Source organism: Pseudomonas triclosanedens (genome assembly GCF_026686735.1).
Lineage (GTDB): Bacteria > Pseudomonadota > Gammaproteobacteria > Pseudomonadales > Pseudomonadaceae > Pseudomonas > Pseudomonas triclosanedens.
On the sequence record NZ_CP113432.1, the window covers coordinates 677,810 to 696,956 of the forward strand.

The following is a 19,147-nucleotide window of genomic DNA, read 5'->3' on the forward strand; positions in this document are numbered from 1 at the left end:
TATCATGGTCGCCCCTGAGTTTGGCCCCATAGGTGGAGTGACAGGCAGATGATCAAGGTCGGTATCGTAGGCGGTACGGGTTATACGGGCGTGGAGCTGCTGCGCCTGCTGGCACAGCATCCCCAGGCACGCGTAGAGGTGATTACCTCGCGTTCCGAGGAGGGCGTGAAAGTCGCCGATATGTACCCGAACCTGCGAGGCCACTACGACGGCCTGGCATTCAGCGTGCCGGACGCAACGCGCCTGGGTGAATGCGATGTGGTGTTCTTCGCTACTCCGCATGGCGTGGCCCATGCCCTGGCCGGCGAACTGCTCGCCACCGGGACGCGGGTGATCGATCTGTCCGCCGACTTCCGCCTGCAGAATGCCGATGAGTGGGCCAAGTGGTACGGCCAACCCCACGGCGCGCCGGAGTTGCTGCCGGAAGCTGTCTACGGCCTGCCGGAGGTCAACCGCGAGGCGATCAAGTCCGCGCGGCTGATTGCCGTTCCGGGGTGCTACCCGACTGCCACTCAACTGGGCTTCATTCCGCTGCTGGAAAACGGTCTCGCCGATGCCAGCCAGTTGATCGCGGATTGCAAGTCCGGCGTCAGCGGGGCGGGGCGTGGCGCCAAGGTCGGTTCGCTGTTCTGCGAAGCCGGCGAAAGCATGATGGCTTATTCGGTCAAAGGGCATCGCCATCTGCCGGAAATCAGCCAGGGCCTGCGTCGCGCGGCCAAGGGGGATGTCGGCCTGACCTTCGTTCCGCACCTGACCCCGATGATTCGAGGTATTCACGCGACCCTGTATGCGCGTGTCGCCGATCGCACTGTCGACTTGCAGAAGTTGTTCGAGGAGCGCTACGCCAACGAGCCGTTCGTCGACGTGATGCCGGCCGGCAGTCATCCTGAAACCCGCAGCGTACGTGGCGCCAATGTTTGCCGTATCGCGGTGCATCGCCCGCAGGGGGAGGATCTGGTGGTCGTGCTGTCGGTGATCGACAACCTGGTGAAAGGCGCTTCGGGCCAGGCTATCCAGAACATGAACATTCTCTTCGGCTTGGAAGAGCGTATGGGGCTCTCCAACGTCGCCCTGCTGCCCTGAGGTGGATGCCGCTGGAAGACGGTCGATTGATCTGGACCAAAGGATGATGCGGATTAGTTGACCGTTTTTCTGGGGTAAGCGGATAATAGCCCGCAATGTTGTAACGTACGGCTTCGGCCGGGAGAGTTGTCACCATGACCATCGAAACCTTCACCCCCACCCCGCTGATGTTCTCCGAAGGGGCCGCTACCAAGGTGAAGACGCTGATCGACGAGGAAGGCAATCCGCGGCTGAAACTGCGGGTGTTCGTCACGGGCGGTGGCTGCTCGGGCTTCCAGTACGGCTTCACTTTCGATGAGGACACTGCCGACGACGACACCATCGTCGAGCGCGACGGCGTCAGCCTCGTGGTGGATCCGATGAGCTTTCAGTACCTTGCCGGTGCGGAAGTCGACTATCAGGAAGGCCTCGAAGGTTCGCGGTTCGTCATCAAGAACCCGAACGCAGCGACCACCTGCGGCTGCGGTCAGTCCTTCTCGATCTGACGCTGTTGCAATGAAAACGCCGCGCTATTGCGCGGCGTTTTCGTTTCTGGAGACGATTCAGGCAGGGTAGAGCGCACCGAGAATGCGTGGCCCGCGAGCTGCGGTGACCTCGGGGCAGTTGCCGGGCAGGCGCTCGAGGAAGCGATGGGCCAGCCAGGCGAATGCCATTGCTTCCATCCACTCCGGCGGCACTCCTCGGTCGATGCTGCTGATCACGCTAGTGCCGGGCATGTGTGCGGCAAGGCGTTGCATCAGGGTGATGTTGAAAGCGCCTCCGCCGCAGACCACAACCTCCTCGCAGCCGGGTTGCGCATCGTGAAGCGACGCAGCAATGCTGCAGGCGGTCAATTCGAGCAACGTGGCCTGCACGTCTTCGGCCTTGGCCGCAGTGTGATCGGCGAGGACCCCATTCAGCCAGCCCAGGTTGAAACGCTCGCGCCCGGTGCTCTTCGGGCCCCGCGTGGCGAAGAAATCGTCCGCCAGCATTCGCTGCAGTAGCTGTGGGTCGATCGATCCACTGGCTGCCCAGGCGCCGTCGCGGTCGTAAGGGTGGCCGTGTTGCTCCTGGATCCAGGCGTCCAGCAGGACATTGCCCGGCCCGCAATCGAATCCGCGCACGGGTTGGCCGGGGCTGAGCAGCGAGACATTGCTGAAGCCGCCGATGTTGAGGATTGCACGCTCGCGGTGCTCATTGCCGAACAGGGCCTGGTGGAAGGCGGGCACCAGCGGAGCGCCCTGGCCGCCAGCGGCGACGTCGCGACGCCGGAAGTCGGCTACTACATCAATGCCGGTGAGTTCCGCCAGTAGTGCCGGATTCCCGATCTGCACGGTAAAGCCTAGGTGCGGCTCGTGACGGATGGTCTGGCCGTGGCTGCCGATCGCTCGAATCGAGGCGGCATTTAGGCTCTTGCGAGAAAGGAGTTCATCGATGCCCTGGGCGGCCAGGCGCACCCAGTTGTTTTCCGCCAGGGCGGCTCGGGCGACTTCGTCGGGGCCGCTGGCGCAGAGTGCGAGAAGGTCGGCACGTAATGCCGCGGGCATTGGGAGGTAATGGGAGGCGAGCAGGGAGGTCTGCTCGCCTTGCTCGATCAGAGCGATGTCCAGTCCGTCGAGACTGGTACCGGACATCACCCCCAGATAGAGCGGCATGACTCAGCGCTTGTTCAGGGCCAGGAAGGTTGCTTTCTCCTGGTCCATGCGCGCCATCAGCGGCTGGGTCTGTGCCATGAAGCGCTTGCGCTCCGCGCCACCGAGTGGGTCGGCCATCGGCAGCTTGGCGCTGAGCGGGTCGACGTGCTGGCCGTTGATCTGGAACTCATAGTGCAGGTGCGGGCCGGTGGCAAGGCCGGTCATGCCGACGTAGCCGATGATCTGGCCCTGCTTCACCGCGATGCCGGTACGGATACCCTTGGCGAAGCGGCTCATGTGTCCGTAAACGGTACGGTAGCGCTGGCCGTGCTGGATGACTACGGCGTTGCCGTATCCACCCTTGCGGCCGGCTTCGAGGATCTTGCCATCGCCGGTGGCTTTGATCGGAGTGCCGATCGGCGCCGCGTAATCCACGCCTTTATGTGCACGAATCTTGTTCAGGATGGGGTGGAAACGGCCCATCGAGAAGCGCGAACTGATGCGGGCGAAGTCCACCGGAGTACGGATGAACGCCTTGCGCATGCTGGTGCCGTCGGCGCGGAAGTAACTGGTGTTCCCCTGCTTGGTGGTATAGCGGACAGCAGTGTATTCCTTGCCACGGTTGACGAAACGAGCGGCGAGGATGCTGCCGGTGCCGACCTGCTTGCCGTTCACCTGCTGGGATTCGTAGATCACGTCGAACTCGTCGCCTTCGCGGATATCCAGGGCGAAGTCGACGTCGTAACCGAAGATATTGGCCATCGACATGATCAGATCGTGGGACAGGCCCGCGTCCTTGCCGGCGGCGAACAACGAGCTGTCGATGCGACCGTGGGCATAGTTGGCGTGTACCGACGGCTTGACCAGATCGCGCTTGAAGTCATAGCCCTTGGCGGACTTGCTCAGGCTGATGGTCTCGAGGTCGCTGCGCTTGACCTTCAGGCCTTGCAGGCCGCCCTTGGCGTCGATGAGGAAATCCACGTCCTGGCCGATATCGAGACGGGTGAACTGCTTGGCGTCCTTGTTGGCGGCAAGCATGTCGTGCACGACGTTCGCCGGCAGGCCGGCCTTCGCGAACACGGTGGAAAGAGTGTCGCCCTTGCCCACAGTCACGCTCTTCCAGGCAGGTTCTGCGGAAGCGGAGGGGGAGGGTTGCTTGTTCGAATCGGCTAGATCGTTCTTCTTTTCCGCGTCTTTTCCGGCGCTGTTCTGGTTATCGGACGGTGCTTCTATCTGTGCAAAGGGAGAAGAACCGTCGTCTTCCGTGACCGGATTGGCTCGAAGATCGTCTTTTTCCTGAATGATGCGGTCTGTACCGCCTTCCAGCTCCAGATTGAGCGTGGTCTTCTTCGCCTCGACTTCGGCCGAGGGGAACACCAGCAGAGCCAGGCTGAGGAGCGCTGCTACGCCGCTTGCGGCCAGCAGATGGCTCTTCGGGTAGTACGGCGCTTTCTGATCGGATTGCGTCATGGCGTGAGTGGTGTTTTTGGAATGTGAAATAACTGCCTAAAATATAACCAAATTTCCTCGGAGGCAACCCTGCTGTCGAGGTTCTGGCGTCTGATTCGCTGACACCCGGCAAAACTTGTTTTTAGTGTCTGTTCTTGTATCGTTGGTTCCCTTTCGCAATTCGCAACGTACAGGAAACTGCAATGAAGTCGGTCGAAGAGCAGCTGGCGCTGATCAAGCGCGGCGCGGACGAAATTCTGGTGGAAGCCGAGCTGGTCGCCAAGCTCAAGCGCGGTCAGCCGCTTCGTATCAAGGCCGGCTTCGACCCGACCGCCCCGGACCTGCACCTCGGGCACACTGTCCTTATTAATAAGCTGCGCCAATTCCAGGACCTCGGGCATCAGGTCATCTTCCTGATCGGCGACTTCACTGGGATGATTGGTGACCCCAGCGGCAAAAGTGTTACCCGTCCTCCCCTCACGCGGGAGCAGGTTCTCGAAAACGCCGAGACGTACAAGTCGCAGGTTTTCAAGATTCTCGACCCCGCGAAGACCGAGGTAGCCTTCAATTCCACCTGGATGGACCAGTTGTCCCCCGCTGATTTCATCCGCCTTGCCTCCCAGTACACCGTTGCCCGCATGCTGGAGCGCGATGATTTCAGCAAACGCTATGCCAGCAACCAGTCCATTGCCATTCATGAGTTCCTCTACCCGCTGGTTCAGGGCTACGACTCCGTGGCACTTCGTGCGGATGTGGAGCTCGGCGGTACCGACCAGAAGTTCAACCTGCTGATGGGGCGTGAGTTGCAGCGCGCCTACGAGCAGGAGCCGCAGTGCATTCTGACCATGCCGCTGCTGGAAGGCCTGGATGGCGTGAAGAAGATGTCCAAGTCGCTGGGCAACTACATTGGTATCCAGGAAGCGCCGGGTGTCATGTACAGCAAGTTGGTTTCCATTCCGGATACCTTGATGTGGCGGTACTTCGAGCTGCTCAGCTTCCGTTCTATGGAAGAGATAGAGTGCTTCCGTAAGGATGTAGTGGCTGGTGCCAATCCGCGAGACATCAAGATCAAGCTGGCCGAAGAGATCGTTGCTCGCTTCCACGGCGAGGAGGCTGCTGCGTCTGCGCACAAATCAGCTGGCAACCGTCTGAAGGAAGGCGAGCTGCCGGAAGATTTGCCGGAGGTGGAAGTGGTGGCGGCTGAAGACCTGCCGATCGGTGCTGTCCTTAATAAGGCGGGTTTGGTGAAGAACTCCGCTGTCGCTCGCGACCTGCTGTCGTCCAATGGTGTGCGGGTAGATGGTGAGGTAGTGGGCCGCAGCTTCGTCTTCAAGGTTGGCGCCACTCACGTTCTGCAGGCCGGTAAGAAAGCCTTTGCTCGAGTCTCCCTGGTGGCAGAGTGAAGAAAGTTTAAAAAAGTCGTTGACGGGCGTTTTCAAGTCCCTATAATGCGCACCACTCCCAGCGACGAAGCGCTGAAAGAGCTTGAAAATCAAGCACTTACAAAGCATCGAAGTCGGGAGTGGTGGTCCGGCAGGCGATTCGCTTGTCGCTCTCCGCGGGCTGCTTCGGCAGTGAGCTGAAAGGAAGATCATCGAGGTGCTTGACAGTGATTTTGAACGCTGTAGAATGCGCCTCCCGCTGGTGAGAAGGCTTCCTTCTCCGAAGCGCAAGCGGTTGAGTAGAAAAGAAAATTTTCGAAAATAACGCTTGACGAAGTAAGAGGTTGCTGTAGAATGCGCGGCCTCGGTTGAGACGAAAGAATCAACCAACTGCTCTTTAACAAGTTGAATCAAGCAATTCGTGTGGGTGCTTGTGATGTAAGACTGATGATCGACTGATTATCAGCATCGCAAGTAACACTCGTGAATTCGAGAGTTTTAGCTCTTTAATTAGAGCATGCGATTGCTGAGCCAAGTTTAGGGTTTTCTCAAAACCCAAGCAGTATTGAACTGAAGAGTTTGATCATGGCTCAGATTGAACGCTGGCGGCAGGCCTAACACATGCAAGTCGAGCGGATGAAGGGAGCTTGCTCCTGGATTCAGCGGCGGACGGGTGAGTAATGCCTAGGAATCTGCCTGGTAGTGGGGGACAACGTTTCGAAAGGAACGCTAATACCGCATACGTCCTACGGGAGAAAGCAGGGGACCTTCGGGCCTTGCGCTATCAGATGAGCCTAGGTCGGATTAGCTAGTTGGTGGGGTAAAGGCCTACCAAGGCGACGATCCGTAACTGGTCTGAGAGGATGATCAGTCACACTGGAACTGAGACACGGTCCAGACTCCTACGGGAGGCAGCAGTGGGGAATATTGGACAATGGGCGAAAGCCTGATCCAGCCATGCCGCGTGTGTGAAGAAGGTCTTCGGATTGTAAAGCACTTTAAGTTGGGAGGAAGGTCAGTAAGTTAATACCTTGCTGATTTGACGTTACCAACAGAATAAGCACCGGCTAACTTCGTGCCAGCAGCCGCGGTAATACGAAGGGTGCAAGCGTTAATCGGAATTACTGGGCGTAAAGCGCGCGTAGGTGGTTTGGTAAGATGAATGTGAAATCCCCGGGCTCAACCTGGGAACTGCATCCATAACTGCCTGACTAGAGTACGGTAGAGGGTGGTGGAATTTCCTGTGTAGCGGTGAAATGCGTAGATATAGGAAGGAACACCAGTGGCGAAGGCGACCACCTGGACTGATACTGACACTGAGGTGCGAAAGCGTGGGGAGCAAACAGGATTAGATACCCTGGTAGTCCACGCCGTAAACGATGTCGACTAGCCGTTGGAATCCTTGAGATTTTAGTGGCGCAGCTAACGCGATAAGTCGACCGCCTGGGGAGTACGGCCGCAAGGTTAAAACTCAAATGAATTGACGGGGGCCCGCACAAGCGGTGGAGCATGTGGTTTAATTCGAAGCAACGCGAAGAACCTTACCTGGCCTTGACATGTCCGGAACCTTGCAGAGATGCGAGGGTGCCTTCGGGAATCGGAACACAGGTGCTGCATGGCTGTCGTCAGCTCGTGTCGTGAGATGTTGGGTTAAGTCCCGTAACGAGCGCAACCCTTGTCCTTAGTTACCAGCACCTCGGGTGGGCACTCTAAGGAGACTGCCGGTGACAAACCGGAGGAAGGTGGGGATGACGTCAAGTCATCATGGCCCTTACGGCCAGGGCTACACACGTGCTACAATGGTCGGTACAGAGGGTTGCCAAGCCGCGAGGTGGAGCTAATCCCATAAAACCGATCGTAGTCCGGATCGCAGTCTGCAACTCGACTGCGTGAAGTCGGAATCGCTAGTAATCGTGAATCAGAATGTCACGGTGAATACGTTCCCGGGCCTTGTACACACCGCCCGTCACACCATGGGAGTGGGTTGCTCCAGAAGTAGCTAGTCTAACCGCAAGGGGGACGGTTACCACGGAGTGATTCATGACTGGGGTGAAGTCGTAACAAGGTAGCCGTAGGGGAACCTGCGGCTGGATCACCTCCTTAATCGAAGATCTCAGCTTCTTCATAAGCTCCCACACGAATTGCTTGATTCACTGGTTAGACGATTGGGTCTGTAGCTCAGTTGGTTAGAGCGCACCCCTGATAAGGGTGAGGTCGGCAGTTCGAATCTGCCCAGACCCACCAATTGTTGTGGTGTGCTGCTGATCCGATAAGGGGCCATAGCTCAGCTGGGAGAGCGCCTGCTTTGCACGCAGGAGGTCAGGAGTTCGATCCTCCTTGGCTCCACCATCTCTAAATCGTCAAAAGCTCAGACATGAATGTTCAGGTTAAGGAACATTGATGTCTGGTCTTTGTACCGGAACTGTTCTTTAAAAATTTGGGTATGTGATAGAAGTAGACTGAATGATCTCTTTCACTGGTGATCATTCAAGTCAAGGTAAAATTTGCGAGTTCAAGCGCGAATTTTCGGCGAATGTCGTCTTCACGTTCGAGACATATGACCAGATTGCTTGGGGTTATATGGTCAAGTGAAGAAGCGCATACGGTGGATGCCTTGGCAGTCAGAGGCGATGAAAGACGTGGTAGCCTGCGATAAGCTTCGGGGAGTCGGCAAACAGACTTTGATCCGGAGATCTCTGAATGGGGAAACCCACCTAGGATAACCTAGGTATCTTGTACTGAATCCATAGGTGCAAGAGGCGAACCAGGGGAACTGAAACATCTAAGTACCCTGAGGAAAAGAAATCAACCGAGATTCCCTTAGTAGTGGCGAGCGAACGGGGATTAGCCCTTAAGCTTCTTTGAATCTAACAGAACGCTCTGGAAAGTGCGGCCATAGTGGGTGATAGCCCCGTATGTGAAAGGTTCTTTGAAGTGAAATCGAGTAGGACGGAGCACGAGAAACTTTGTCTGAATATGGGGGGACCATCCTCCAAGGCTAAATACTACTGACTGACCGATAGTGAACCAGTACCGTGAGGGAAAGGCGAAAAGAACCCCGGAGAGGGGAGTGAAATAGAACCTGAAACCGTATGCGTACAAGCAGTGGGAGCCTACTTAGTTAGGTGACTGCGTACCTTTTGTATAATGGGTCAGCGACTTATATTCAGTGGCGAGCTTAACCGTATAGGGAAGGCGTAGCGAAAGCGAGTCTTAATAGGGCGATTTAGTCGCTGGGTATAGACCCGAAACCGGGCGATCTATCCATGAGCAGGTTGAAGGTTAGGTAACACTGACTGGAGGACCGAACCCACTCCCGTTGAAAAGGTAGGGGATGACTTGTGGATCGGAGTGAAAGGCTAATCAAGCTCGGAGATAGCTGGTTCTCCTCGAAAGCTATTTAGGTAGCGCCTCACGTATCACTCCAGGGGGTAGAGCACTGTTTCGGCTAGGGGGTCATCCCGACTTACCAAACCGATGCAAACTCCGAATACCTGGAAGTGTCAGCGTGGGAGACACACGGCGGGTGCTAACGTCCGTCGTGAAAAGGGAAACAACCCAGACCGTCAGCTAAGGTCCCAAAGTTGTGGTTAAGTGGTAAACGATGTGGGAAGGCTTAGACAGCTAGGAGGTTGGCTTAGAAGCAGCCACCCTTTAAAGAAAGCGTAATAGCTCACTAGTCGAGTCGGCCTGCGCGGAAGATGTAACGGGGCTCAAACCACACACCGAAGCTACGGGTGCATCGCAAGATGCGCGGTAGAGGAGCGTTCTGTAAGCCTGTGAAGGTGAGTTGAGAAGCTTGCTGGAGGTATCAGAAGTGCGAATGCTGACATGAGTAACGACAATGGGAGTGAAAAACTCCCACGCCGAAAGACCAAGGGTTCCTGCGCAACGTTAATCGACGCAGGGTTAGTCGGTCCCTAAGGCGAGGCTGAAGAGCGTAGTCGATGGGAAACAGGTTAATATTCCTGTACTTCTAGTTACTGCGATGGAGGGACGGAGAAGGCTAGGCCAGCTTGGCGTTGGTTGTCCAAGTTTAAGGTGGTAGGCCGAACACTTAGGCAAATCCGGGTGTTCAAGGCCGAGAGCTGATGACGAGCTTTCTTTTAGAGAGCGAAGTGGTTGATGCCATGCTTCCAGGAAAAGCTTCTAAGCTTCAGGTAACTAGGAACCGTACCCCAAACCGACACAGGTGGTCGGGTAGAGAATACCAAGGCGCTTGAGAGAACTCGGGTGAAGGAACTAGGCAAAATGGCACCGTAACTTCGGGAGAAGGTGCGCCGATGAGGGTGAAGCATTTACTGCGTAAGCCCATGTCGGTCGAAGATACCAGGCCGCTGCGACTGTTTATTAAAAACACAGCACTCTGCAAACACGAAAGTGGACGTATAGGGTGTGACGCCTGCCCGGTGCCGGAAGGTTAATTGATGGGGTTAGCGAAAGCGAAGCTCTTGATCGAAGCCCCGGTAAACGGCGGCCGTAACTATAACGGTCCTAAGGTAGCGAAATTCCTTGTCGGGTAAGTTCCGACCTGCACGAATGGCGTAACGATGGCGGCGCTGTCTCCACCCGAGACTCAGTGAAATTGAAATCGCTGTGAAGATGCAGTGTATCCGCGGCTAGACGGAAAGACCCCGTGAACCTTTACTGTAGCTTTGCACTGGACTTTGAGCCTGCTTGTGTAGGATAGGTGGGAGGCTTTGAAGCGTGGACGCCAGTTCGCGTGGAGCCATCCTTGAAATACCACCCTGGCATGCTTGAGGTTCTAACTCTGGTCCGTTATCCGGATCGAGGACAGTGTATGGTGGGCAGTTTGACTGGGGCGGTCTCCTCCTAAAGAGTAACGGAGGAGTACGAAGGTGCGCTCAGACCGGTCGGAAATCGGTCGCAGAGTATAAAGGCAAAAGCGCGCTTGACTGCGAGACAGACACGTCGAGCAGGTACGAAAGTAGGTCTTAGTGATCCGGTGGTTCTGTATGGAAGGGCCATCGCTCAACGGATAAAAGGTACTCCGGGGATAACAGGCTGATACCGCCCAAGAGTTCATATCGACGGCGGTGTTTGGCACCTCGATGTCGGCTCATCACATCCTGGGGCTGAAGCCGGTCCCAAGGGTATGGCTGTTCGCCATTTAAAGTGGTACGCGAGCTGGGTTTAGAACGTCGTGAGACAGTTCGGTCCCTATCTGCCGTGGACGTTTGAGATTTGAGAGGGGCTGCTCCTAGTACGAGAGGACCGGAGTGGACGAACCTCTGGTGTTCCGGTTGTCACGCCAGTGGCATTGCCGGGTAGCTATGTTCGGAATAGATAACCGCTGAAAGCATCTAAGCGGGAAACTAGCCTCAAGATGAGATCTCACTGGGAACTTGATTCCCCTAAAGGGCCGTCGAAGACTACGACGTTGATAGGTCGGGTGTGTAAGCGCTGTGAGGCGTTGAGCTAACCGATACTAATTGCCCGTGAGGCTTGACCATATAACACCCAAACAATTTGGTGTTAGACGGTGAAGTCGACGAACCGAAAGTTCGTGTGAACCGCAAATACCTGTCACATACCCGAATCTGGATGAGCGTGTGCCAAGGCCACGAGCATCCTAAAGAATTGCTTGACGACCATAGAGCGTTGGAACCACCTGATCCCATCCCGAACTCAGTAGTGAAACGACGCATCGCCGATGGTAGTGTGGGGTTTCCCCATGTGAGAGTAGGTCATCGTCAAGCTCCTATCCCAAAGCCCCTGATCAGCCTCGCTGGTCGGGGGCTTTGCTTTTGCGCGCGGAAAACAGGGGCTGAAGGCTGCGTATGCAAGGGCCGTGTGTCTCTATATGATGCGTGGCTGAATATTGCGGGGGTGATATGCAGACCTTGCTGAAATTGCTGAGTGATGGACGATTTCATTCGGGAGAGGAGTTGGGTGCCCTGCTTGGCGTCAGTCGTAGTGCCGTATGGAAGCGTCTAGAAGGCTTTGAGCGCGATTACGGAGTGGTCATCCAAAGGGTGCGAGGCCGTGGATATCGGCTGGAGGATCCATTGAGTGTGATCGCGCCCAGGCTGAACTCTGGTCCCTGGCCGCTGGATGTGCTCTCCTCCGTCGACTCAACTAATGCTGAAGTCCTGCGCCGATTAGCTGCAGGAGCGGTTGCGCCTTTCTCTGTCCTGGCGGAGCGCCAGACAGCAGGTCGTGGCCGGAGAGGGCGTCAGTGGGAAAGCCCGTTCGGCGCAAATCTTTATTACACCTTGGGTATTTCTGTAGGCGCCGGCGCGAAGGAGCTTGAAGGGCTGAGTCTTGTCGTCGGGCTTTGTGTCGCGCGTGCGATCCGCTCCTTGGGTGTGGTTGATGTTGGCCTCAAGTGGCCAAACGATGTGCTGGTTGGGGGGAAGAAGATCGCGGGTATATTGCTGGAGCTTACGGGAGACCCGGCAGATATCTGCAGTGTTGCCATAGGTATTGGTATCAATGTGAATATGCGCAAGGCCGATGCTATCGATCAGCCCTGGACATCGGTGCGAGAGGCGTTGGGTGTCGCGGTAGATAGGAATGTGCTGCTTGCGGCGCTGGAGTCGGAGCTCGCTCAGGGGCTTTCCCGGCATCGAGAGGAAGGCTTCACGGCCAGTCTTGATGAATGGGAGTCACTCCATCTTTGGCAGGGGCGGAGGGTGACTCTGTCTACTTCCATTCATAACATCGTTGGTCGTGCGCTGGGTGTCGATGAGCGAGGAGCGTTGCGTCTTCTGGTCGATGGGCAGGAGCAGCGTCACAGCGGAGGCGAGCTGAGCCTGAGGTTGTCAGATGATTCTTGAGCTGGACTGCGGAAATAGTCTGATCAAATGGCGGGTGGTCAGAAGGCACGACCTGGTAACTGTGGCGGGGGGCGTCGCTGATTCTGACCAGGCGCTGCTCGCCCAGTTGCGAGCTAACGAATCTCTGGATATTCGCTATTGCCGAATGGTGAGTGTCCGTAGTGAGCAGGAGACCGATGCTTTGCGGGCGGGTCTCGAAAGCGCGTTTAATGTCTCCGTCCAAGTCGCAGCTCCGGCTCAGAAGCTTGAGGGTGTCGCGAACGGGTATCGTGAGTACGAGCGCCTAGGGATGGATCGATGGCTCGCATTGGTTGCGGGGCATTGTCTGGCCGGGCGTGGTTGCCTCGTGATCGACCTTGGTACGGCAGTTACCTCTGATTTGGTGGATGCGGCCGGGCGCCACATGGGCGGCTACATCGCACCTGGTATGCCGCTGATGCGTAGTCAATTGCGAACGCACACACGGCGAATCCGCTATGACGACGACGCGGCGCATGAGGCACTGCAGAACCTGATGCCGGGGCAGGAAACTTCCGAGGCAGTGGAGCGAGGGTGTGTGTTGATGCTGCGTGGATTCGTCCGCGAGCAGTGCGAGTTGGCCTGTCGCTTGCTGGGGGATGATTGTGCGGTGTACTTGACCGGCGGAGATGCGGAGCTGGTGAAGGATGAGCTCCCGCGCGCCGTTGTGCTGCCTGATCTGGTGTTCATCGGTCTGGCGTTGGCTTGTCCGATTGAGTGAGTCTGATCGATGCGTTGGTTCTTCCTGTTTCTGCTGGCCCTGAACGTCTTCTACTACGTATGGCATCAACAGCAAGTGCCTCTTCGCCCGAAGGAGGTTGCACCCCTCAGCCTGTTTCATAGTGAGCAGAAGAATATACGTCTACTGAGCGAGTCGACTGATGCTCCGCAGCGTCGCCAAGCGGATGAGAGGTCAGGGCTGCCATCATCGAGCTGCCTGTTCCTGGGAGGCTTTCCGGAGGAAGAGCGTGCGCGCCTGCTGACGCAGCGCCTGCTGAGTCTGGATGTTCAAGCCGCAGTGCTGACAGTCGATGCAGCGGCTGGTGTCGACTACTGGGTATATCTGCCACCACTCGCATCGCGGCAGGCGTCGCTATGGCAGTTGCGTGAATTGCAGGCACGCAAGATTGATAGCTACATCATTACCGAGGGTGATCTTTCGGATGGTATTTCACTGGGAATCTTTCAGCGCAAGGATTCTGCGGATAGCGTAGTGGATCGTCTAAAGGCTGCCGGCTATGACGCATTAATTCGCGAACTGGCCCGCTCGCAGCATGACTACTGGGTGCAGATTGCTCCTGACAGCAGTCGCCTAGTCGATGATTCGCTTGTGCGGCAACTGGCCTCGGATTTCCCGGAGCTGCAAAAACAAACAATGCCGTGTAAAAGCGTTGCAAGCCCTCAGCGGATTGAATAGAATGGCGCCCGCTTCGTAGGGGGGACCTGAAAGGGGAATCGCTAGAAGCTGTTGTCATCGAGCTAAGCTCAAGTTTTTTAAAGAAAAACTGTTGACAACACGGTGGCAGTCTGTAGAATGCCGCCTCACTCGGAGGGGTTCCCGAGCGGCCAAAGGGATCAGACTGTAAATCTGACGTCTCAGACTTCGAAGGTTCGAATCCTTCCCCCTCCACCAGTTTTAAGCGTGAGCGTCAGGCTCCGCGGGTATAGTTCAGTGGTAGAACCTCAGCCTTCCAAGCTGATGATGCGGGTTCGATTCCCGCTACCCGCTCCAGACTTGCTGCTTATGTTTGCTCATGTAGCTCAGTTGGTAGAGCACACCCTTGGTAAGGGTGAGGTCAGCGGTTCAAATCCGCTCATGAGCTCCATCTCGCAAAGGCAGATATGAAAATATCTGCCTTTGTTTTAATGGTGATGTGGCTTTCTCAATTCCTCATGGGAGACGGTCAAGATGGCTAAAGAAAAGTTTGAGCGTAACAAACCGCACGTCAACGTAGGCACCATCGGTCACGTTGACCACGGTAAAACCACTCTGACCGCTGCTCTGACCAAGGTTTGCTCCGAAACTTGGGGTGGCTCCGCTCGCGCTTTCGATCAGATCGACAACGCGCCGGAAGAGAAGGCTCGTGGTATCACCATCAACACCTCTCACGTTGAATACGACTCGCCCGTTCGCCACTACGCGCACGTAGACTGCCCGGGCCACGCCGACTACGTGAAGAACATGATCACCGGTGCTGCCCAGATGGACGGCGCGATCCTGGTTTGCTCCGCTGCTGACGGCCCCATGCCGCAGACTCGCGAGCACATCCTGCTGTCCCGTCAGGTAGGCGTTCCTTACATTGTCGTGTTCCTGAACAAGGCCGACATGGTTGATGACGCCGAACTGCTGGAGCTGGTCGAAATGGAAGTTCGCGATCTGCTGAACACCTACGACTTCCCGGGCGACGACACTCCGATCGTGATCGGTTCCGCTCTGATGGCTCTGAATGGTCAGGATGACAACGAGATGGGCGTTTCCGCCGTGCGCAAGCTGGTAGAGACCCTGGACTCCTACATCCCTGAGCCGGTTCGTGCAATCGACCAGCCGTTCCTGATGCCGATCGAAGACGTATTCTCGATCTCCGGTCGCGGCACCGTGGTGACTGGCCGTGTTGAGCGCGGCATCGTCAAGGTTCAGGAAGAAGTGGAAATCGTCGGCATCAAGGCGACCACCAAGACCACCTGCACCGGCGTTGAAATGTTCCGCAAGCTGCTCGACGAAGGTCGTGCTGGTGAGAACGTTGGCGTCCTGCTGCGTGGCACCAAGCGTGAAGATGTAGAGCGTGGCCAGGTTCTGGCCAAGCCGGGCACCATCAAGCCGCACACCAAGTTCGAGTGCGAAGTGTATGTGCTGTCCAAGGAAGAAGGTGGTCGTCACACCCCGTTCTTCAAGGGCTACCGTCCGCAGTTCTACTTCCGTACCACCGACGTAACCGGTAACTGCGAACTGCCGGAAGGCGTTGAGATGGTAATGCCGGGCGACAACGTGAAGATGGTTGTTACCCTGATCGCTCCGATCGCAATGGAAGACGGTCTGCGCTTCGCTATCCGCGAAGGCGGTCGTACCGTTGGCGCCGGCGTGGTTGCCAAGATCATCGAGTAATCGATTGATTTTTCTCTATCGGGCCGGCATAATGGTCGGCCTGACTTTGTTCTAGGCCAGTAGCTCAATTGGCAGAGCGGCGGTCTCCAAAACCGCAGGTTGGGGGTTCGATTCCCTCCTGGCCTGCCAGATTTCTCTAAGTCTGGCATTTCTTGAAACGGGATTCCTAGCAGATGAATGCGAAGGTAGAAGCCAAAGAGTCACGTTTTGATCTCTTGAAGTGGCTCGTGGTTGCCGTGCTGGTGGTGGTGGCAGTGGTCGCCAATCAGTATTACTCGGCGCAACCGATCTTCTATCGCGTTCTCGGTATTCTCGTAATGGCTGCCGTTGCTGGCTTCATTGCGCTGCAGACAGTCAAGGGGCGTGCATTCTTTGCGCTGGCTAAAGAGGCGCGCGCCGAGATTCGCAAGGTGGTATGGCCGTCTCGTCAAGAGACAACTCAAACCACGCTGATCGTAGTGGCAGTGGTGCTAGTGATGGCGCTGGTGCTTTGGGGGCTCGACTCCCTGCTGGGTTGGCTGGTTTCCATGATCGTAGGTTAAGGGTGTTCCGTGGCTAAGCGTTGGTACGTTGTGCATGCCTACTCGGGTTATGAGAAGCATGTCATGCGCTCGCTGATCGAGCGGGTCAAACTGGCCGGCATGGAAGACGGGTTTGGCGAGATCCTCGTCCCCACTGAAGAAGTCGTGGAGATGCGGAACGGCCAGAAGCGCAAAAGTGAGCGCAAGTTCTTCCCGGGCTATGTCCTGGTGCAGATGGAAATGAATGAGGGAACCTGGCACCTGGTCAAGGATACTCCTCGTGTCATGGGCTTTATTGGCGGTACTGCCGACAAACCGGCACCTATCACTGATAAAGAAGCTGATGCCATTCTGCGTCGTGTCGCTGATAGCGGCGACAAGCCGAAGCCGAAGACCCTGTTCGAGCCGGGCGAGACTGTTCGTGTGATCGATGGTCCGTTCGCTGATTTCAACGGCGTCGTCGAAGAAGTTAACTACGAAAAGAGCCGTATCCAGGTCGCGGTGCTCATTTTCGGTCGCTCTACTCCGGTAGAGCTGGAGTTCAGCCAGGTAGAGAAAGTTTAACTGGCACAATGAATCCCACACCCCGCAGCCCTAGGCTGCGGGGTTTTGTCGTCATTGGGATAAACGCGAAAGCAACCGGGGAGCTCGTAAGGGCGTTTGAACCCGTATTTGGAGTAGCAAATGGCTAAGAAAATCCAGGCTTACATCAAGCTGCAAGTAAAGGCCGGCCAGGCCAACCCTTCGCCGCCGGTCGGTCCGGCCCTGGGTCAGCATGGCGTGAATATCATGGAATTCTGCAAGGCGTTCAACGCCAAGACTCAGGGCATGGAGCCTGGTCTGCCGACTCCTGTGATCATCACCGTTTACAGCGACCGCAGCTTTACCTTTGAAACCAAGAGCACCCCGGCATCCGTACTGCTTAAGAAAGCAGCCGGCATCACCAGCGGCTCCGCTCGTCCGAACTCCCAGAAAGTAGGCACTGTTACCCGTGCTCAACTGGAAGAGATCGCCAAGGCCAAGCAGGCTGATCTGACCGCTGCTGACCTGGACGCTGCCGTACGTACCATCGCTGGCTCCGCGCGCAGCATGGGCCTGAACGTGGAGGGTGTGTAATGGCTAAGCTGACCAAGCGTCAAAAGGCTATCGCCGAGAAGGTTGAAGCTGGCAAGCAATATGGCTTCGAAGATGCCGCCAAACTGCTGGCCGAACTGTCGACCATCAAGTTCAAGGAATCCGTAGACGTCGCCATCAATCTGGGCGTTGATCCGCGTAAGTCCGACCAGGTCGTTCGTGGCGCCACCGTTCTGCCGAACGGTACCGGTAAATCCGTTCGCGTTGCCGTATTCACCCAGGGACCTGGTGTGGAAGCTGCTCTGGCTGCTGGTGCAGACAAGGTTGGCATGGACGAACTGGCTGCCGAAATGAAAGCCGGCGATCTGAACTATGACGTAGTTATTGCTTCCCCGGATGCGATGCGCGTTGTTGGTCAGCTCGGCCAGGTTCTCGGTCCGCGTGGTCTGATGCCGAACCCGAAAGTTGGCACCGTGACCCCGGACGTCGCTACCGCCGTCAAGAACGCCAAAGCCGGTCAGGTACGTTTCCGTACCGACAAGAACGGTATCATCCACGCCTCCGTTGGCAAGATCGACTTCGAGCCGGTCAAGCTGAAGCAGAACGTGGAAGCGCTGCTGAGCGATCTGAAGCGTCTGAAGCCGTCCTCCTCGAAGGGCGTGTATGTTCAGCGCGTAACCCTGAGCACCACTATGGGCCCGGGTCTGCAGATCGACCAGGCTTCGCTGGAAGGCTGATGAACTAAGTCGAGCAGCGGGTTGGCCCGCTGCTCGCAGGTATTGGGGTCCCTGCCTGGCGGGGGCTATCCAAGACCGTAGGCGGCGCAAGCCTTAAAACTCAAGCCTACGCAGATGGTGCTCCCGATTCGTTTACCGAATCAGACACCAAAACGCCGTCCGGCTTCGGCTGGACGAATCGGTAACATCCAGGAGTAAACCCGTGGCAATTAAACTCGAAGACAAGAAGGCCATCGTCGCTGAAGTCAACGAGGCTGCCAAAGCCGGTCTGTCCGCTGTCGTGGTTGATGCACGCGGCGTGACTGTCGGCGCAATGACCGGACTCCGTAAAGAGGCCCGCGCAGCTGGTGTGTACGTGAAAGTCGTACGTAACACCCTGCTCAAGCGCGCCGTTGAAGGCACTCAGTTTGAAGTGCTGAACGACGTGTTCAAGGGCCCGACCCTGATTGCTTTCTCCAACGAACATCCGGGCGCTGCCGCTCGTATCTTCAAGGAGTTTGCCAAGGGTCAGGACAAGTTCGAGATCAAGGCGGCCGCGTTCGAGGGTCAGTTCCTCGCAGCCAATCAGATCGACGTGCTGGCGACCCTGCCGACCTACAACGAAGCTGTTGCACAGCTGATGAGCGTCATTCAGGGCGCTACCAGCAAGCTGGCTCGTACTCTGGCGGCAATTCGCGATCAGAAAGAAGCCACCGCAGCCTAAGGCTCGGCAGCTACTTTCAACCTTTTTTGTTTAATTCGATGGCCTTAGGCCGTCACCCAATACAGGAATTAGAGTCATGGCTCTGACCAACGAAGACATCATCAACGCCGTATCCGAAATGTCCGTCATGCAGATCGTTGAACTGATCAAGGCGATGGAAGAGAAGTTCGGCGTTACCGCTGCTGCCGCTGTTGCTGCTGGCCCGGCTGCTGGCCCGGCTGCTGCTGCTGAAGAGCAGACCGAGTTCACCATCGTCCTGGCCGACGCTGGCGACAAGAAAGTGAACGTGATCAAGGTCGTTCGTGAACTGACCGGCCTGGGCCTGAAAGAAGCCAAGGCAGTCGTTGACGGCGCCCCGGGCGTGGTCAAGGAAGGCGCTTCGAAAGAAGAGGCCGAAGCTGCCAAGAAAGCCCTGGAAGAAGCTGGCGCCAAGGTCGAGCTCAAGTAAGTTCGGACCTTGCGTCTACAGCCCGAGCGTTAAGCGACAGGCTGATGGCTGGTGGCAAATGCCACCGGCCTTTTTCCGTTCTGGGTGGGCCCTGTGTGCCTCACCCTTAACGCGAAGCTCCCGCCTCGAACGGCGGCGCAAACCAAGGGTTTGCACGATTTTGGGCTGCTCCCCTGCGGGAGAGGCCAAACAAGCAGGTGACCAAGCTGGGGAACG

Annotated in this window: 15 protein-coding genes, 6 tRNA genes and 3 rRNA genes; 22 read left to right on the top strand and 2 right to left on the bottom strand. The window is 56.8% G+C overall.

All coding sequences use genetic code 11. The annotated features are described in order from the left end of the window. Nucleotides 1-48: 48 nt before the first annotated feature. Nucleotides 49-1,083, top strand: a complete 1,035-nt coding sequence (argC, locus tag OU419_RS03175) for an N-acetyl-gamma-glutamyl-phosphate reductase (protein ID WP_254470303.1) — start codon at nt 49-51, stop codon at nt 1,081-1,083. 134 nt (nt 1,084-1,217) lie between these two features. Then, nucleotides 1,218-1,568, top strand: coding sequence for an iron-sulfur cluster insertion protein ErpA (gene erpA, locus OU419_RS03180; RefSeq protein ID WP_254470305.1), 351 nt, complete (start codon nt 1,218-1,220; stop codon nt 1,566-1,568). A 57-nt stretch (nt 1,569-1,625) separates the two neighbouring features. Here erpA and OU419_RS03185 read toward each other — a convergent pair whose 3' ends face one another. Further along, nucleotides 1,626-2,717 (bottom strand): anhydro-N-acetylmuramic acid kinase, encoded by a 1,092-nt coding sequence (locus OU419_RS03185; protein ID WP_254470307.1) that lies wholly within the window; start codon nt 2,715-2,717, stop codon nt 1,626-1,628. Between the two features lie 3 nt (nt 2,718-2,720). Continuing rightward, nucleotides 2,721-4,166 carry an OapA family protein gene (locus tag OU419_RS03190; protein ID WP_254470308.1) on the bottom strand — a complete coding sequence of 482 codons (1,446 nt, stop codon included), beginning with the start codon at nt 4,164-4,166 and terminating at the stop codon, nt 2,721-2,723. A gap of 182 nt (nt 4,167-4,348) precedes the next feature. Here OU419_RS03190 and tyrS point away from each other — a divergent pair, with 182 nt between their 5' ends. From tyrS to rplL, 20 genes are all read left to right on the top strand, one after another. Then, entirely contained in the window at nt 4,349-5,548 is a 1,200-nt protein-coding gene (gene tyrS, locus OU419_RS03195; RefSeq protein ID WP_254470364.1) for a tyrosine--tRNA ligase, read from the top strand. Between the two features lie 546 nt (nt 5,549-6,094). After that, a 16S ribosomal RNA gene (locus tag OU419_RS03200) occupies nt 6,095-7,630 on the top strand. A gap of 64 nt (nt 7,631-7,694) precedes the next feature. Then, nucleotides 7,695-7,771: transfer RNA gene (locus OU419_RS03205), tRNA-Ile, on the top strand. 29 nt (nt 7,772-7,800) lie between these two features. After that, nucleotides 7,801-7,876: transfer RNA gene (locus tag OU419_RS03210), tRNA-Ala, on the top strand. Between the two features lie 233 nt (nt 7,877-8,109). Next, nucleotides 8,110-11,001: ribosomal RNA gene (locus tag OU419_RS03215) — 23S ribosomal RNA — on the top strand. A 130-nt stretch (nt 11,002-11,131) separates the two neighbouring features. Continuing rightward, nucleotides 11,132-11,247: ribosomal RNA gene (gene rrf, locus OU419_RS03220) — 5S ribosomal RNA — on the top strand. The 16S, 23S and 5S rRNA genes sit together here with 2 tRNA genes alongside, the layout of an rRNA operon. A 135-nt stretch (nt 11,248-11,382) precedes the next feature. Beyond that, complete coding sequence (birA, locus tag OU419_RS03225) at nt 11,383-12,327, top strand: bifunctional biotin--[acetyl-CoA-carboxylase] ligase/biotin operon repressor BirA (protein ID WP_254476841.1); 945 nt, start codon at nt 11,383-11,385, stop codon at nt 12,325-12,327. Next, a complete protein-coding gene (locus OU419_RS03230; RefSeq protein ID WP_254476840.1) occupies nt 12,317-13,066 on the top strand; it encodes a pantothenate kinase in 750 nt (249 codons plus the stop codon). The genes birA and OU419_RS03230 overlap by 11 nt, the downstream gene beginning before the upstream one ends. A gap of 9 nt (nt 13,067-13,075) precedes the next feature. After that, nucleotides 13,076-13,762 (top strand): SPOR domain-containing protein, encoded by a 687-nt coding sequence (locus OU419_RS03235; RefSeq protein ID WP_254476839.1) that lies wholly within the window; start codon nt 13,076-13,078, stop codon nt 13,760-13,762. A gap of 131 nt (nt 13,763-13,893) precedes the next feature. Continuing rightward, a tRNA-Tyr gene (locus OU419_RS03240) sits at nt 13,894-13,978 on the top strand. A 25-nt stretch (nt 13,979-14,003) separates the two neighbouring features. Next, nucleotides 14,004-14,077 (top strand) — tRNA-Gly (locus OU419_RS03245). Nucleotides 14,078-14,095: 18 nt separating this feature from the next. After that, nucleotides 14,096-14,171: transfer RNA gene (locus OU419_RS03250), tRNA-Thr, on the top strand. Between the two features lie 83 nt (nt 14,172-14,254). Beyond that, the gene (gene tuf, locus OU419_RS03255) at nt 14,255-15,448 is read left to right on the top strand and encodes an elongation factor Tu (RefSeq protein WP_065327628.1); all 1,194 of its coding nucleotides are present in this window, start codon (nt 14,255-14,257) and stop codon (nt 15,446-15,448) included. Nucleotides 15,449-15,501: 53 nt separating this feature from the next. Then, a tRNA-Trp gene (locus tag OU419_RS03260) sits at nt 15,502-15,577 on the top strand. A gap of 44 nt (nt 15,578-15,621) precedes the next feature. Beyond that, nucleotides 15,622-15,990 carry a preprotein translocase subunit SecE gene (secE, locus tag OU419_RS03265; protein WP_254471391.1) on the top strand — a complete coding sequence of 123 codons (369 nt, stop codon included), beginning with the start codon at nt 15,622-15,624 and terminating at the stop codon, nt 15,988-15,990. A gap of 9 nt (nt 15,991-15,999) precedes the next feature. After that, nucleotides 16,000-16,533, top strand: coding sequence for a transcription termination/antitermination protein NusG (gene nusG, locus OU419_RS03270; protein WP_015475310.1), 534 nt, complete (start codon nt 16,000-16,002; stop codon nt 16,531-16,533). Between the two features lie 120 nt (nt 16,534-16,653). Further along, complete coding sequence (gene rplK, locus OU419_RS03275) at nt 16,654-17,085, top strand: 50S ribosomal protein L11 (RefSeq protein WP_254471389.1); 432 nt, start codon at nt 16,654-16,656, stop codon at nt 17,083-17,085. Then, a complete protein-coding gene (gene rplA, locus OU419_RS03280; protein WP_254471388.1) occupies nt 17,085-17,780 on the top strand; it encodes a 50S ribosomal protein L1 in 696 nt (231 codons plus the stop codon). Before rplK ends, rplA begins: the two co-directional genes overlap by 1 nt. Nucleotides 17,781-17,982: 202 nt before the next feature. After that, nucleotides 17,983-18,483 carry a 50S ribosomal protein L10 gene (rplJ, locus tag OU419_RS03285; protein WP_015475313.1) on the top strand — a complete coding sequence of 167 codons (501 nt, stop codon included), beginning with the start codon at nt 17,983-17,985 and terminating at the stop codon, nt 18,481-18,483. Nucleotides 18,484-18,559: 76 nt separating this feature from the next. Further along, entirely contained in the window at nt 18,560-18,931 is a 372-nt protein-coding gene (gene rplL / locus OU419_RS03290) for a 50S ribosomal protein L7/L12 (RefSeq protein ID WP_254471387.1), read from the top strand. Nucleotides 18,932-19,147: the final 216 nt, after the last annotated feature.